This is a genomic window from Massilia glaciei (assembly GCF_003011895.2).
In the GTDB taxonomy this organism is placed as follows: domain Bacteria; phylum Pseudomonadota; class Gammaproteobacteria; order Burkholderiales; family Burkholderiaceae_D; genus Telluria_A; species Telluria_A glaciei.
Window position 1 is genome coordinate 1 of sequence record NZ_PXWF02000281.1, and the last position, 13936, is coordinate 13936.

General features: G+C 65.7%; 15 protein-coding genes and 1 pseudogene. 10 read left to right on the forward strand and 6 right to left on the reverse strand.

The features are described 5' to 3' along the window. Both C7C56_RS21040 and C7C56_RS21045 read right to left on the reverse strand, forming a co-directional pair. Nucleotides 1-305 (reverse strand): annotated as a pseudogene (locus C7C56_RS21040) (GGDEF domain-containing protein); the annotation flags it as partial. Nucleotides 306-409: 104 nt separating this feature from the next. Next, nucleotides 410-1057 carry a 1-acyl-sn-glycerol-3-phosphate acyltransferase gene (locus C7C56_RS21045; RefSeq protein ID WP_106759314.1) on the reverse strand — a complete coding sequence of 216 codons (648 nt, stop codon included), beginning with the start codon at nucleotides 1055-1057 and terminating at the stop codon, nucleotides 410-412. Nucleotides 1058-1254: 197 nt separating this feature from the next. Here C7C56_RS21045 and C7C56_RS21050 point away from each other — a divergent pair, with 197 nt between their 5' ends. From C7C56_RS21050 to C7C56_RS21075, 6 genes are all read left to right on the forward strand, one after another. Next, a complete protein-coding gene (locus C7C56_RS21050) occupies nucleotides 1255-1608 on the forward strand; it encodes an ArsR/SmtB family transcription factor (protein ID WP_106759315.1) in 354 nt (117 codons plus the stop codon). Beyond that, nucleotides 1605-2324, forward strand: a complete 720-nt coding sequence (locus C7C56_RS21055) for an aquaporin (protein ID WP_106759316.1) — start codon at nucleotides 1605-1607, stop codon at nucleotides 2322-2324. Before C7C56_RS21050 ends, C7C56_RS21055 begins: the two co-directional genes overlap by 4 nt. Before the next feature lie 9 nt (nucleotides 2325-2333). After that, on the forward strand, nucleotides 2334-2756 hold the full coding sequence (gene arsC, locus C7C56_RS21060) for an arsenate reductase (glutaredoxin) (protein ID WP_106759317.1): 423 nt from the start codon (nucleotides 2334-2336) through the stop codon (nucleotides 2754-2756). Continuing rightward, nucleotides 2753-3460 carry an arsenical resistance protein ArsH gene (gene arsH / locus C7C56_RS21065; protein ID WP_106759318.1) on the forward strand — a complete coding sequence of 236 codons (708 nt, stop codon included), beginning with the start codon at nucleotides 2753-2755 and terminating at the stop codon, nucleotides 3458-3460. The genes arsC and arsH overlap by 4 nt, the downstream gene beginning before the upstream one ends. A gap of 172 nt (nucleotides 3461-3632) precedes the next feature. Beyond that, the gene (locus C7C56_RS21070) at nucleotides 3633-4841 is read left to right on the forward strand and encodes a hypothetical protein (protein WP_146204585.1); all 1209 of its coding nucleotides are present in this window, start codon (nucleotides 3633-3635) and stop codon (nucleotides 4839-4841) included. Between the two features lie 35 nt (nucleotides 4842-4876). Further along, complete coding sequence (locus tag C7C56_RS21075) at nucleotides 4877-5386, forward strand: SRPBCC domain-containing protein (protein ID WP_106759320.1); 510 nt, start codon at nucleotides 4877-4879, stop codon at nucleotides 5384-5386. 10 nt (nucleotides 5387-5396) lie between these two features. On the opposite strand, the gene C7C56_RS21080 is transcribed toward C7C56_RS21075, so the two are convergent. Beyond that, nucleotides 5397-6455 (reverse strand): alkene reductase, encoded by a 1059-nt coding sequence (locus tag C7C56_RS21080; protein WP_106759321.1) that lies wholly within the window; start codon nucleotides 6453-6455, stop codon nucleotides 5397-5399. Nucleotides 6456-6464: 9 nt separating this feature from the next. Further along, entirely contained in the window at nucleotides 6465-6761 is a 297-nt protein-coding gene (locus C7C56_RS21085) for an ArsR/SmtB family transcription factor (RefSeq protein ID WP_106759322.1), read from the reverse strand. A gap of 122 nt (nucleotides 6762-6883) precedes the next feature. Between C7C56_RS21085 and C7C56_RS21090 the strand changes: the two genes are divergently transcribed. Beyond that, nucleotides 6884-7504, forward strand: coding sequence for an acyl carrier protein phosphodiesterase (locus C7C56_RS21090; protein WP_106759323.1), 621 nt, complete (start codon nucleotides 6884-6886; stop codon nucleotides 7502-7504). A gap of 69 nt (nucleotides 7505-7573) precedes the next feature. Next, nucleotides 7574-9142: a response regulator gene (locus C7C56_RS21095; protein ID WP_146204586.1), complete on the forward strand. Its 1569-nt coding sequence runs from the start codon at nucleotides 7574-7576 to the stop codon at nucleotides 9140-9142. A gap of 42 nt (nucleotides 9143-9184) precedes the next feature. On the opposite strand, the gene C7C56_RS21100 is transcribed toward C7C56_RS21095, so the two are convergent. Beyond that, nucleotides 9185-11023 (reverse strand): peptidoglycan DD-metalloendopeptidase family protein, encoded by a 1839-nt coding sequence (locus tag C7C56_RS21100; protein ID WP_106759325.1) that lies wholly within the window; start codon nucleotides 11021-11023, stop codon nucleotides 9185-9187. 264 nt (nucleotides 11024-11287) lie between these two features. On the opposite strand from C7C56_RS21100, the gene sugE reads away from it, so the two are divergent. After that, complete coding sequence (gene sugE, locus C7C56_RS21105; RefSeq protein WP_106759326.1) at nucleotides 11288-11608, forward strand: quaternary ammonium compound efflux SMR transporter SugE; 321 nt, start codon at nucleotides 11288-11290, stop codon at nucleotides 11606-11608. Between the two features lie 292 nt (nucleotides 11609-11900). Then, nucleotides 11901-12839: a 4-hydroxyproline epimerase gene (locus C7C56_RS21110; protein WP_106759327.1), complete on the forward strand. Its 939-nt coding sequence runs from the start codon at nucleotides 11901-11903 to the stop codon at nucleotides 12837-12839. A 13-nt stretch (nucleotides 12840-12852) separates the two neighbouring features. On the opposite strand, the gene C7C56_RS21115 is transcribed toward C7C56_RS21110, so the two are convergent. Continuing rightward, nucleotides 12853-13833 (reverse strand): M14 family metallopeptidase, encoded by a 981-nt coding sequence (locus C7C56_RS21115; RefSeq protein WP_106759328.1) that lies wholly within the window; start codon nucleotides 13831-13833, stop codon nucleotides 12853-12855. Nucleotides 13834-13936 lie beyond the last annotated feature (103 nt).

Consider the following 13936-nt stretch of genomic DNA (forward strand, 5'->3'; position numbering starts at 1 on the left):
CGCTTTTGAATTGAGAACTGCTGGTCTTCGACCACGAAGATATCGTCCGGCAGGATCGCGTGGGTGCAAAAAGAGATGTTGCGGGGGGTCTCGATGGCGTCCAATCCCTGGCGCGACTTGAACCATTGGCGGTTTTTGTCGACCAGGCTGACCAGCACGATCGGTGCGTGCAGTGTTTCGCTCACCATTTTGGTGAGGCGGTCGAAGCGCCATTCGGGCGGCGTGTCGAGCAGCCGAAGCGCCTGCAGCGCATCGAGCCGGCTCGCTTCGTCCCAAGCCATCGGGACCGGATTGACGTCTGCCACAGCGTTTCCTTTAAGCGTATTGACGAACCATGTTGAACAACTCAGCCTCTCAGACAGCAGACATCAGACATCAGACATCAGTATCGTTGGGCCGTGCGCGCCTGTCAAACGGACGCGGGATCCTCGCGCCGAGGCTCCCGCCGTGGCGGCGCGAGCGCTATCGGCGCGGCCAGTTCGGGGTGCAGCCCGAGGTGGCCATGGTAGGCGGCGGCGATTGCGGCCATGTCGCGCGCCGGCTCGCCGCTAAGCGTGAGCGTGTCGATCACGCCGATCTCCTTGTTTGGATAATCGAAATAGACGATCCGCAGCGGCACCTTGGCCATGACGGTGAGATGGTAAAAGCCGCTGCGCCAGGTGTCGCGGTAGCTGCGCGTGCCCTCGGGCGCGAGCGCGAGCCAGAACCAGTCGGCCGCCAGCATGGTGTTGGCGAGGCGCCGCGTTGCGCCCGTCGACGAGGCGCGTTCGACCGGCACGCCGCCCCACGAGCGCAGCATGGGTCCGAACAGCTTGCCGAACCAGCCCTTGAACAGCGCCTCCTTGCCGAGCCAGCGGAAGGGGACGCCGATCGCCCATTTGCCGAACAAGCCGAGGAAAAAATCCCAGTTGGACGTGTGCGGGTAGACCACCGCCACGCCGCGCGGCCCCGGCAGCGGCTTGAACCGCACGCGCCAGCCGAACAGCCGCAGCACGCGCAGCGCGCTGCGCTGGCCGAAGGTGGCCAGGGTCGCCGTGTCCAGTAAATACTCGTCCATATGGTCTCCATCGCGCCCGCGTGCGCGGGTCTCGTTCTTGCCGTTTTTTTATTCCGCGACACACATAATTGCCGTGTGGAATTCAATGCGTACGCATTCTATAGCGCGCCCCGGCGAAAGAAAAGCAAAGTTGCTGGCATCGATTCGACGCTTCTAGTATTATGGAATAATTGAATCGACAGGCTCTCAGCCACACCATGGAAACAAAGAACGCATTGGCCGCGCTCGCCGCGGTCGCACAGGAATCGCGGCTGGCCGTGTTCCGGCTGCTGGTCCAGGCCGGCCCCGGCGGCATGCCCGCCACCGGCATCGCGGAGCAACTCGGGATCGCGCCGTCGTCGCTGTCGTTCCACCTTAAACACCTGGCGCACGCCAACCTGGTCATCCAAAAACACGAGGGCAGGTTCATTATCTACAGCGCCAATTTCGAGACCATGAATGCCTTGCTCGGTTTCTTGAGCGAGAACTGCTGCGGCGGCGCGCCCTGCGGCCCGGCGGCGTGCGCGGCGCCGGCCGCCGACATGGTGGCTACCGACACGGTGTCGCCATGACGCGCGCGCGCCGCCTGGTGGCCGAGGGCCTGGGCACGGCGATGCTGCTGGCCGTGGTGATCGGCTCGGGCGTCATGGCCCAGAATCTGGCCGGCGGCAACGTCGCCATCGCGCTGCTGGCCAACACCATCGCCACCGGCGCCGGGCTGGTCGCGCTGATCCTCATGTTTGGCACGATCTCGGGCGCGCACTTCAATCCGGCGGTGACGCTGTCGGAGGCCTGGCAAAAGAACATGCCGGTGTCGGAGGTGGCGCCGTATATCGGCGCCCAGGTGGCCGGCGCCTTCGCCGGGGCCGCCGCCGCGCACCTGATGTTCGACCTGCCGCTCTTTTTCGCCTCCGAGCATGTGCGCAGCGGGCCGTCGCAATGGTGGAGCGAGTTCGTGGCCACCTTCGGTTTGCTCGGCGTGATCATCGGCTGCTCGCGCAGCCGCCCCGGGCTGACGCCGTTCGCGGTGGCCGCGTACATCACGGCCGCCTACTGGTTCACCGCCTCGACCTCGTTCGCCAATCCGGCCGTCACGCTCGCGCGCGCCGCCAGCAACACCTTCGCCGGCATCCGGCCGCAGGACGCGCCCGGATTCATCGCCGCCCAACTGCTGGGCGCCGCCTGCGCGACGCTGCTGTTTTGCTGGCTGTATCCGGCCGCCCACAAGGAGGCGAGCGTGGCCGGCACGGTCTCGCCGGGCGACTTTTCAACGACATCCACCGACTAAGAAAGCGACATGGACATCACGATTTACCATAACAACCGCTGCGGCACCTCGCGCAACACGCTCGAGATGATCCGCAACACGGGTGTGGAGCCGACCGTTGTCGCCTACCTCGAGCAGCCGCCTACACGCGCGGCGCTGAGCGGCATGATCGCCAAGGCCGGCCTGACGGTGCGCGAGGCGATGCGCAGCAAGGAGGCCTTGTTCGAAGAGCTGCGCCTGGACGCGCCCGGTGTGGGCGACGAAGCGCTGCTCGACGCCATGCTGGCGCACCCGATACTGATCAACCGGCCGTTCGTGGTCACGCCGCTCGGCGTGCGCCTGTGCCGGCCGTCGGAGCTGGTGCTCGACATCCTGCCGGCGCCGCAGAAGGGCGCGTTCACCAAGGAGGACGGCGAGGCCGTGGTCGACGCCGACGGCAAGCGGCTCAAATGAGCGATACCCTGCCGAACCTGCGCGAGGCGCAGTTTGCCGTACCCACCGCCGCGCAACTCGAGCCGGCCGAGCGCTACGACCATCCGCCGCGCATCCTGCTGTTGTATGGCTCGCTGCGCGAACGCTCGTTCAGCCGCTTCCTGACGCAGGAGGCGGCGCGCATCCTCACGCGCATGGGGGCCGAGGTGCGCATTTTTGATCCGCACGATCTGCCGATGACCGACAGCGTGCCCAACACCCATCCGAAGGTGGCCGAACTGCGCGCGCTGGCGTTCTGGTCCGAGGGGCAGGTGTGGTGCAGCCCGGAGCGCCACGGCGCCATCTCCTCGGTCATGAAGAACCAGATCGACTGGATTCCGCTCGAGGTGGGATCGACCCGTCCGACCCAGGGGCGCACGCTGGCTGTGATGCAGGTGTCGGGTGGCTCGCAGTCGTTCAATACGGTCAACACCCTGCGTTTGCTGGGGCGCTGGATGCGGATGGTGACGATTCCGAATCAATCGTCGGTGCCCAAGGCGTATGAACAGTTCGACGAGGAGGGCCGCATGAAGCCGTCGCCTTACTACGAGCGGCTGGTCGATGTGATGGAGGAGCTGTTCAAGTTCACGCTGCTGGTGCGCGAGCGCAGCGACTATCTGGTTGACCGGTATAGCGAGCGTTGCGATGCCGCGCGCAAGGAAGAAGCGCGTGAGGGTGTGAAGTAGATATTCGTCCAGGTGAGTGCGGCGAGGCATGCCTCGCCCACGGGGGCGGAGCGAGACAATGGTTCGGCTCTCCTTGCGGAGGTTCCCTAGAAATCTAATCGGTCCCTGTTACAGTTCCAAGGCCCGCCGCTTTCAGCCATAATGTCTTATGGACACTATAAATCGCGCGGCCATGCATGCTGCTATCGGCGCCTCGCTGGCATCCCTTTGTCTGCCGGCGTTCGCCATCGATTGGAGCGGCGTGGTTGACATGCGCGCCGTGTATGCGCACGCGGACCAGAGCTGGACCCGCGAAGGCCTTGGCAAACTGCGCTATGACGGTTCCAACGACGGCCTTCGCCTCGGCCAGGCCATGCTACGCGGGCAGGCCGAGCTGGCCGACACCGTCAGCGCCACCCTCGTATTGAGCGCCGAGGACGACCGCAACGGCATCGTCGACGTGACCGAAGCGTGGCTGCGCTGGTCGCCGCTGCCGTCGGGCCCATGGAAAACCAGCGTCAGGGCCGGCGCGTTCTTCTCGCCGATGAGCCTCGAAAACAACGGCATCGGCTGGACCCCGACCCGCACCATCTCGACCTCGGCCATCAACAGCTGGATCGGTGAGGAACTGCGCACCCGCGGCCTCGAAGTGAGCACGGTGCGGCGCGGGCGCATGCTCGGCCAACCGCACGATGTCGGTTTCAGCGCGAGCGTGTTCGATGGCAACGACGCGGCCGGCTCCCTGCTGGCCTGGCGCGGCTGGAGCATCAGCGACCGCATCACGGGCTTGAGCGAGCCGCTGCTCATGGCCGACCTGCCCGTGTACCGCCCCGATGGCAGGCTCAAGAAGCAATGGCGCTCGATCCGCGTGTTCAAGGAAATCGACGACCGGATCGGCTTCCAGCTCGGCGCCCAATACGGCTACGGCGGCTGGCTCGAGCTGGCCGCCACCAAATACGACAACCGCGCCAACCCCACCATCATCAAAGAAGGCCAGTACAGCTGGCGTGTGCGCTTCGAGCACGTCAGCGCACGCGTGCGGGCCAAGGGATGGGAAGTGCTGTTCCAGGCGATGGATGGCCAAACCTGGATGGGCGCGCCGGGCGCCGGCGTCGATTTCCGCGCCTGGTTTTTGCTGGCCAGCCACCCGGTCGGCGCCGGCAAGGTGTCGCTGCGCTACGACCGCTTCAAGTTGCGCGAGGACGACGTGGTTCCCGAGGACCCCAACGGCGAGCACGGCGGCGCGGTGGCGCTCGCCTATGCGCGCCCCCTCACGCCAAAACTGACCCTGGTGGCCGAGGCGCTTGCCGTGGACAGCACGCGGCCCGCGCGGGCCCTGCTCGGCGATGCGCCACATCAACGCGAGAGCAGTGTGACGACTTCGCTGCGCTGGCGCTTCTAATATACTGGGCGACTTCGTCGACCAGGGAGCTTGCCATGGCTGATGACGCATCGAATGTTGATTTTGTGATTGCGCGGGTGTTCGACGCCCCGCGCGAGCTGGTCTTCCGCACCATGACCGAGACGGCGCACCTGGCGCGCTGGTGGGGCCCGAAGGGCTGCCAGATCGAGGTCGCCAAACACGCGCTCAAGCCGGGCGGGGTGTTTCATTACTGCATGCGCTTCGCCCCCGGAATCGAGATGTGGGGCAAGTTCGTCTACCACGAAATCTCGCCCGAGCGCCTGGTCTGGGTCAACGGCTTCGCCGACCCGCAGGGCAATTCGATTCCCAATCCTATGAGTCCGGTGTGGCCGCTCGGGGTGCTCAACACCACCGTCTTGACGGAGCAGGGCGGCAAGACCACGATGACCATGAGCTCGGTCCCGATCGGCGCGAGCGAACTCGAACGCGAGGCGTTTTTGGCCGGCCATCCCTCGATGCGGGACGGCTTTTGCGGGACGTACGACCAGTACGCCCTCTACCTCGCCAGCCTCAAGGCCGGCTGAGGCGGGGTGTCTACGCCGACAGCGCCGGGTAGTCGGTGTAGCCCTCGGCGGTCGCGCCGTAGAAGCGGTCGGCGCGCACCGGATTGAGCGCGGCGCCCGTTTGCAGGCGGCGCGGCAGGTCCGGATTGGCGATGAACCATTGGCCGAACGCGACCGCGTCGGCCTCGCCGCCGGCCAGCAGTTGGCCGGCCGTCTCGGCGGTCATCTTCTCGTTGGCGATGTAGACCCCGCCGAACGCCTGTTTGAGCTGCGGGCCGAGGCGGTCGTCGCCCAGCCCTTCGCGCGCGCAGATGAACGCGATGCCGCGCTTTTTGAGTTCGCGCGCGACGTGGCCGAAGGTGGCCAGCGGGTCGGAGTCGCCCATGTCGTGCGCGTCGCGCCGCGGCGCCAGGTGCATGCCGACGCGGCCGGCGCCCCAGACCTCGATGCAGGCGTCGGTCACCTCGAGCATCAGGCGCGCGCGGTTTTCGATCGAGCCGCCGTAGCTGTCCTCGCGCGTGTTGCTGCCGTCCTGCAGGAATTGGTCGAGCAGGTAGCCGTTCGCGCCATGTATCTCGACGCCGTCGAAACCGGCCAGCTTGGCGTTCTCGGCGCCCTTGCGGAAGGCCGCGACCACGCCGGCCAGTTCGGCCGTGTCGAGCGCGCGCGGGGTGGGGTAGTCGCGCATCGGGCGCACCAGGCTCACATGGCCGCGGGCCGCGATCGCGCTCGGGGCGACCGGCGCCGCGCCGTCCAAAAACACCGGGTCCGATATGCGGCCCACGTGCCACAGCTGCAAAAAGATCCGGCCGCCGGCCTGGTGCACCGCCTTCGTCACCCCGGACCAGCCGGCGACCTGCTCGTCGGACCAGATGCCCGGCGTGTCGGCGTAACCGACGCCCTGTGGCGTGACCGCGGTCGCCTCCGATAAAATCAGGCCGGCCGAGGCGCGCTGCACGTAGTACTCGGCCATGAGGGCGTTGGGCACGCGGGCGCCGCCGATGGCGCGGGCGCGCGTGAGCGGCGCCATGATGACGCGGTTGGGCAGTTCGAGGTCGCCGATGGTGATCGGATCGAATAGGCTGGGCATGCGGTGCTCCTAAAGTGCGTTGTTCATATGGTCGAGGAAGGCCTTGATGGTCCCCTCGTTGCGTTTGAAGAAAATCCATTGCCCCACGCGGCGCGATGTGACCAGCCCGGCCGCCTGCAGGACCGCAAGGTGGGCCGAGACGGTCGATTGCGACAGGCCCACGCGTGAGTTGATCAGGCCGGCACACACACCGATGTCGAGCGGGTGGTCCTGCTGCGCGAAATGCGTTTGCGGCTCGCGCAGCCAGTTGAGTATCTGGCGGCGCACCGGGTTGGCCAGGGCCTTGTGGATCGCGTCGATGTGCATGGTGGTGATAGGACGTATATCGCGGCTTCGCGAAGCAAATATCGTTAAGATTGGATTCAAGAATCGCTATTCTACGATATGTTTGAAAAGCTCGCTTGCGTCGGCTCGGTTAGAATGACCAGATGAATTATCTAGCCCATGTTTTCCTGGCCCGCCAGAGCGACGCCGCCATGGTCGGCGCCTTGTTGGGCGACTTTGCCAAGGCCGACGTGAGCGCGCTTTATCCGCCCGAGGTCGCGCAGGAGATCATGCTGCACCGGCAGATCGACACCTTTACCGACAACCATCCGATCGTCAAGGCGGCGGTCAACACCTTCGCCGCGCCGCACAGGCGCTTTGCCGGCATCATCGTCGACGTGTTCTACGACCATTTGCTGACGCGGCGCTGGGCCAGCTACAGCGCCGTTCCCCAGCAGCAGTTCATCGGCCGCTTTTACCGGGCGCTGGCCGCGCACGAGGCGATGTTGCCGGAAAGGCTGCGTGGCATCATGCACATGATGATCGAGCAAGACTGGCTCGGCTCGTACCAGGAATTGTCGGGCGTGGAGCTGGCGGTGCGCCGCATTTCGCAAAGGCTGAGCCGGAACGGCCATCTGCTGCGCGACGGCCTTGGCGATTTGCGCGACAACACCACCTCGATCGCGGCCGGCTTCGACCAGTTTTTTCCCGAACTGATGCTTTTTGTCGACGTCCAGCGTGCAAACCGCACAAATCTTGTCAGCGTTGATTTAAATATTACATAAAAGAAACTAAAGTTGCTCCGCGCGGTGTAAGATTCGGAAACGAATTAATCCCCGATGGAGGGTAGAGCCGTGCTGAAACCAGAACTAATCTTGACTGCGCTACTAATCGTTGCCATCGCAGTGACGGCATTCCTCCTGATGCGCCGTTCTGCGGCGCTCGCCCGCAGCCGTGACGCGGCCAGGCTGGCGGCCGACGAGATCGCGCGCATCAAGGCGGAATACCTGGTCGAGGCCGCGCGCGCGGAGACCGAACGGATCGAGGCGGAAATGGCCGATGCGGCGGCCGCGCAACTGGTCGCCCTTCGAATCGCCGCCGAGGCCGCCGAGGCCGCCGAGGCCGCCGAAGCAGTGGGGCTCGCGGGGCGGGATGAGGCGAGCGCCCGCGCCCTGGCAGATGCCGCGTTGAAAGAGGCGGTGCGGCTTGAGGCCAACCGTTCGGCCGCCGAGGAAGCAGCGCGACGGGTGGTCGAGCAATTGCAGGCCGAGCGCGCCGCAGCCGTGATCGCCCAACGGGGCGAGCGGGAGCTTGCCGAGGCGCGGCGCCTGGCCGCCGAGGACGCAGAACGGCTGGAGGCGGAACGCGTCGCCGCCAAGAACGCTTTTTTCCTTGCGCAGCGCCTTGCGGCGGAGGAGGCCGCCCGTGTCGAAGCCGCGCTCGCCGCGGCCGAAGAAACAGCCCGCCGCAGCGCGCTGGCCGAAGCGGTGCGTCTGAAAGCGGAGCGGATCGCTTTTGAAGAAGCGCTGCGGGTCGAGGCCGAACAGATTGCCGCCGAGGCGGCTGCGCAGGTCGAGATCGCGCGCCTTGCGGCACAGGCCAGCGCGCGCGTCGAGGCGGCACGCGTCGAGGCCGAACTGGCCGCGCGCCTGGAAGCGGAGCGCCAGGCGGCCGAGGATGCTGCCCGGGTCGAAGCCATGCTCATGGCGGCCGAGAGTGCCGCGCTGGCCAAGGCCGCGCGCATCGCCGAAGCCCATGCCGCGCGCCTTGAGGCGGCGCGCATCGCCGAAGTTGATGCCGCCCTCATTGAAGCGGCGCGCGTTGCCGAAGCCGATGCCGCCCGCCTTGCAGCGGCGCGCATTGCCGAAGCCGATGCCGCCCGGCGTGAAGCGGCGCGCATCGCCGAGGAGGCGGCCGCGCTCGCCGCAGCCGAAAAAATCGCGGCCGCCGCCCTCGAGGCCGCCGCGCTGGCCGCCGCGTCCGCAGTCGCCATCGCGCCGAGCAAGCAAGCCGAGCCAAAATCGGCTGCCGACACCGTCGTGCTGCTCGCCGACGACTCCAAGGTGGTGCGCATCAAGACCAACCGCTTACTGCTCAACAATCAATTCCAGGTGCTGCTCGCCGAGGATGGCCTCGACGCGGCCAAGCAAATCGCAGCAAGGCTTCCCGACATCATCATCACCGACGTCGAAATGCCCGGCCTGGACGGCTTCGAACTGACAAGGCAGCTGCGCGAGAGCCCCTTGACCGCGCACATTCCGATCATCATGATCACCGGCGCCGAAAGCTACGAGGAAAAGGCGGCAGAGGCGGGCGTGGACGTACTGCTCGGAAAGCCGTATCCCGAATCGGTGATGATCGAGCACATCCATCGTCTCATGCGCGTGGGCCGCAAGGTGGCGGGCGAAGCGGCGATCGCCTGAGGACGGCGGCGCCGCGGCTTGCGACGCCAGCCGTCCTGCTGCTTAAGCCCAGGCCGCCCCGAAACGGTGGCCGTCGTTGTCCTCGTAACCGGTCAGCAGGCGCGTCATGCTGCCGCTTGAAAGCTGTTTGTTGAATTCCTCCTGGAACTGCGCCGCGTTCTGACCGTGGCGCGCCAGCACCGACGGCGCCTTTTCCTGCCAGATCGCGGTGAAGTGCGGCGCGCCCGCATGGGTGTACGCGTTCAAATACATCAGCTTGCGTCCGGCGCCCGTGTTGGTCGTGAACTGGGCCTGGTACTCGATCGAGCTCAGGAAGCTCTTCGCGAAGAAGGCGCCCACGTCCCGCTTTTCGTACAGACCGGCGTAACTGAGCTTGTTGTTGGGCGAGACCACGCTAAGGTTGATCGGACGCCAGCCGGCGGCGGTGAGGGTGTCGAATTTTTGCTGGTGCTGCTCGCGGGTCAGGCCATGGTAGGCGGTCCGGGCGCTCGCGGCGGATTTGACGAAGATGCTCGCGTAACGCACCTCGTTGCCGCTTAGGTAACTTTCAATCTGGTACAGATGGAAGCCCTGGCCCGTGCGGCTGTCGAATTCGGCCTGGTATTGGGCGCCGGTCATGCCGTGCCGCGCGGCCCAGGCGTTGCCATCGTTTGGATGGAAGATCGCGTTGAAATAGACCCTGCCGTTGACCTCGTAGCCGTCGATCCAGACCGGACGGTAGCCCGAACTGGTGGCGCGGTCGAATTCGGCCTGGTAGTTGGCCTCGGGAATGCCGTTGCGGGTCACCTCGCCCCAGCCCGGCGGATACCACGCTGGCGCGGTCGTCGCCGGCCAGATCGCCATCGGCATCTCGGAAAAACCCTGGTCCTCGGCCTTGACCCATTTTACGGCCGCGTCGGGCGGGGTCAGCGCGGTGCGGTCGATCATGTAGGTGTTGCGGAACGGGAGCGGGCGCAGCGGGCCGGCCCAGGGCTTGGTCGCCTCGATCGCATGGATGTGCAGATGCGGCGCCGTCGAGTTGCCCGAGTTGCCGGCCAGGCCCAGGAAGTCGCCGCGCTTGATGGCCGCGCCGAGCTTGGTGAATTTCGAGTTGAGCGAGTTCGGCTGCAGATGGGCGTAGACGACGGCCTCGTCGCCGTGCTGGAGCCAGAAGTGGTTGCCCTCGACCGGGCTAGGGGTGGGCGCTTGCGTGCCCATCTTGGTGTTGTTCGGCATGTCATTCTTGAAGCCGATGACGGTGCCGTCGGCCATCGCGTAGATCGGCTTGCCCCAGATGCGGTAATGGTTGTTCTGACTGCCGTCCTTGCCGGCGAGCTTGTCGTTCCAGCCCTTGCTGGCAGGGTCGAAGGCGATCACCCCCATGTCATAGGCGAACAACTGGCTGCCGTCGCCGGCGGCCGCGTGCGACTCGCCGCGGCCGGACCAGTACTCGCCGACGCGGAAATCGTGGGCCTTGGCCGGAAAGTCGTAGCTGCCGCCGGCGACCGGGCTCCGGTGCGGCTTGAGCGGCATGATGAGCACGACCGGGTCCGGGAAGCCGTCGGCGCTCAGGCTCAATTTGATCTGGCCGGGGGCGGGCATCGGCAGCGAGATGTTGTTGTCGGGTTGGAAGAACCATGAAGCCGTTGCGTTGGCGGCGATCCGGAGCCTGTTGGCGCCTGCCATGATTGGGATGGTCACGGCGGCGAGGGTGGGCGTACCGATCGAGGCGATGATGAGGTTTTTGAGGGTGACCGGCTGCGGCTCGTTATTCTTGACGGTGATTTTCAGTGCCAGGTGCCCGGACGCTTCGCCGCCGGCCACTTTGGGCGACAAGGGCAGATAGACGACGGCGCCGGATTCGGACGGTTCGATGGTCAAAACAAGCTTTGGTGCACTCATAGATCGTTCTCCTTGGATGAATTTTTGGACGGTTTGGATGCGCTCTATTGATCAACATTTGTTGTCGGGAGGTGGATCATTTCACGCCGGACAAAACGTCAATACCCTCAACATTGAGGGATTGAAAATATGGGGGGGGGAGTGGCGGGCCGGGCGGTGGAAGTGGGGCGCTGCTATACTTGTGGCGCATTTTTCGCTCCGGCGGGGACGACCCCGCCACCGACGGGGCAGGGCTTGGACGACCTTGCCACCTTGGAGGGTTATATGACTTGGTTTATCCTTTTCATGGCCGGACTGTTCGAAATCGCCTGGGCGGTCGGCCTTAAGTACACGCATGGGTTCACGCGGCTGACGCCATCGGTGCTGACCTTGGCGGCGATGGCGGGCAGCATCGCGCTGCTCGGCCTGGCGCTGCGCCAGCTGCCGCTCGGCACCGCCTACGCGGTCTGGACCGGCATCGGCACGGTGGGCACGGCGATATTCGGCATGGTGATCCTGGGCGAGCCGGCCGGCGCGATGCGGCTGGGCTGCATCGCGCTGATCATCGCGGGGATCGTCGGCCTCAAGCTGCTCACGCCCGCCTAAAGTCATTGATTCAATCAATCTTTGGCGAACGCAGCGTTGTGCTATCGGCAATCAATTCCTAAACCGGGGTCAGACCCCGGTTATAAAGCATGTAAGCAAAAGTCACGCGGTAGCCCTTTGGCTTGGCGGCGCAAGGCCCATTTCACGGGAAATTTCGTAACTGGGGTCTGACCCCGGTTGTGAAATATTTGCGCGTCGTGCTTGCTCCAGCGCAGCGGGTTATGCCAGTTTCGGCTCGCCCGAGTGCCGTTTTTGGCAAGACAATCCCTTGTGCCAACGCTACTCTGCTCGTATGAAAACCATCGCTATCATCGACTCACACACCGGCGGCGAGCCGACCCGGCTTGTTGTCGACGGCGGCCCCGAACTCGGCGACGGACCCCTCGCGCAGCGCCTCGCGCTGTTTCGCGGACAGTTCGACCACCTGCGCACCGCCGTCGTGTGCGAGCCGCGCGGCTCCGACGTGCTCGTCGGCGCGCTCTTGTGCTCGCCGCATGCCCCCGACTGCGTCGCCGGCGTGATCTTTTTTAATAATGTGGGCTATCTCGGCATGTGTGGGCACGGCATGATCGGTCTCGTCGCCTCTCTCGCTTTCCTCGGTCGCATCGGTCCCGGCAGGCACCGCGTCGACACCCCCGTCGGCGTCGTCGAGGCCGAGCTGCATGCCGACGGCAGCGTCACCGTCAACAACGTGGCCGCCTTCCGCTCCCGGAAAAACGTGCTGCTGCAGGTCGAAGGGCATGGCGCGGTGACCGGTGATGTGGCCTGGGGCGGCAACTGGTTCTTTCTGGTCGAAGGGCACATGCTGGCGCTAGACGCCGACAACATCGAGGCGCTGACCGCCTTCGCGGTCGCGGTGGGCCATGCGCTGGCGCTGGCCGGCGTTACCGGCGACGACGGCGCCCCGATCGACCATATCGAGCTGTTCGCGCCTTCGCCCACCGGCGCCGACAGCCGGAACTTCGTGCTTTGTCCCGGCAAGGCCTACGACCGTTCGCCCTGCGGCACCGGCACCAGCGCCAAGCTGGCCTGTCTGGCCGCCGACGGCAAGCTCGCCGAGCACGCGCTGTGGCGCCAGGAGAGCATCATCGGCAGCGTGTTCGAGGCCTCGTTCCGCTATCGGGACGGGCAGCTGATGCCGTCGATCCGCGGCAAGGCCTGGGTCAACGCCCAGGCCCGGTTGATCGTCGACGAGGACGATCCCTTCGCCTGGGGCATCGCCGCGCGCTGAACGCGGGCCGGACTCACGCGCTGTATTTGTCGAATTGCGTGTTGGTGCGGGTCAGGTAATACCATTCGTGGTTCGGGGCCGCGTTCACATCCGGGAACAGGATGCGCGCGTCGAATTCGGCCGTGACCGGGGTGCCGTCGGCGCGCGTGCCGATTTGCTCGCCCTTGGCGACCGGGTCGAAACTGGACCAGGTGCGGCTGAAGTGGTCGCCGGCGGCGGTTTTGTCGTGCACCACGACCATCGACAGCGCCTCCATCTGGTCGAGCGCGATGGCTTCGGGTTCGGGCGCGTCGATCACCTTGAGGAAGGCGAGCGTGTTCATGATGGCGCGGTAGGCAACGGCAGGCGCGGCAGGGTCTTTGTGCTGGCCGCATTCGAGCGTGAGCGCGTAGCCGCCCGCGCTGCGCATGAATTCGGTGGTGCCCATGCCGTAGCGCATGGTCAGCTCGAGCGTGGCGGCGTCGCCGCTCCCGATGCGGCGCTGGACGCCCTGGCCGTAGGTGGCCAGCCAGCCGTCGACGAAGCGGCGCACGCCAAGGCGGCGCGCGAGGGCGCGCTCTTTTTCGGCGTGCTTGAACGGCTGCAGCGTGCCTTCGTTGTTTTGCGGGCCGACCATCACGAACGGCTCGCTCTCGGCGTTGAACGAGTGCAGGTCGAGCAGCACGTCGTGGCTGGCGAGCAGGGGGCAGAGCCAGTTGGCGATCTGGTCTTCGAAGTCTTGCGGCTCGGCGTTGGGGAACAGGTTGCGATTGAGGTTGCGGTCGCCCGAGCGCTGCTCTTTGAAGTAGGCGAGCGGATTGGTGACCGGTACAAAGGTCACGCTGCCGGCCGCGATATGCAGTTTGCCGCTGTCGATTTCGTCCATAATCCGACGGATCGCCTTGGTGCCGCAGGTCTCGTTGCCGTGCACGGCGCCGGTGATGATCAGGCGCGGGCCGCTCGCCAGTCCGGTGTAGTTGATCGATTTGAACTGCAGGTCTGGCGTCGGCGTCATTATTGGGACTATCCTTGAAGTTGGGGCTGAAGGCGAGGGTGCTGAAGGCTATTTTTGCTGGCTATTTTATCGGCATTTGGCTTCCACCGCTGCGGGGCATTTT

Coding starts and splice junctions, on each gene's coding strand:
- C7C56_RS21045 (WP_106759314.1), bottom strand. CDS start 1,057: ATGGACGAGTATTTACTGGACACGGCGACCCTGGCCACCTTCGGCCAG.
- C7C56_RS21050 (WP_106759315.1), top strand. CDS start 1,255: ATGGAAACAAAGAACGCATTGGCCGCGCTCGCCGCGGTCGCACAGGAA.
- C7C56_RS21055 (WP_106759316.1), top strand. CDS start 1,605: ATGACGCGCGCGCGCCGCCTGGTGGCCGAGGGCCTGGGCACGGCGATG.
- arsC (WP_106759317.1), top strand. CDS start 2,334: ATGGACATCACGATTTACCATAACAACCGCTGCGGCACCTCGCGCAAC.
- arsH (WP_106759318.1), top strand. CDS start 2,753: ATGAGCGATACCCTGCCGAACCTGCGCGAGGCGCAGTTTGCCGTACCC.
- C7C56_RS21070 (WP_146204585.1), top strand. CDS start 3,633: ATGCATGCTGCTATCGGCGCCTCGCTGGCATCCCTTTGTCTGCCGGCG.
- C7C56_RS21075 (WP_106759320.1), top strand. CDS start 4,877: ATGGCTGATGACGCATCGAATGTTGATTTTGTGATTGCGCGGGTGTTC.
- C7C56_RS21080 (WP_106759321.1), bottom strand. CDS start 6,455: ATGCCCAGCCTATTCGATCCGATCACCATCGGCGACCTCGAACTGCCC.
- C7C56_RS21085 (WP_106759322.1), bottom strand. CDS start 6,761: ATGCACATCGACGCGATCCACAAGGCCCTGGCCAACCCGGTGCGCCGC.
- C7C56_RS21090 (WP_106759323.1), top strand. CDS start 6,884: ATGAATTATCTAGCCCATGTTTTCCTGGCCCGCCAGAGCGACGCCGCC.
- C7C56_RS21100 (WP_106759325.1), bottom strand. CDS start 11,023: ATGAGTGCACCAAAGCTTGTTTTGACCATCGAACCGTCCGAATCCGGC.
- sugE (WP_106759326.1), top strand. CDS start 11,288: ATGACTTGGTTTATCCTTTTCATGGCCGGACTGTTCGAAATCGCCTGG.
- C7C56_RS21110 (WP_106759327.1), top strand. CDS start 11,901: ATGAAAACCATCGCTATCATCGACTCACACACCGGCGGCGAGCCGACC.
- C7C56_RS21115 (WP_106759328.1), bottom strand. CDS start 13,833: ATGACGCCGACGCCAGACCTGCAGTTCAAATCGATCAACTACACCGGA.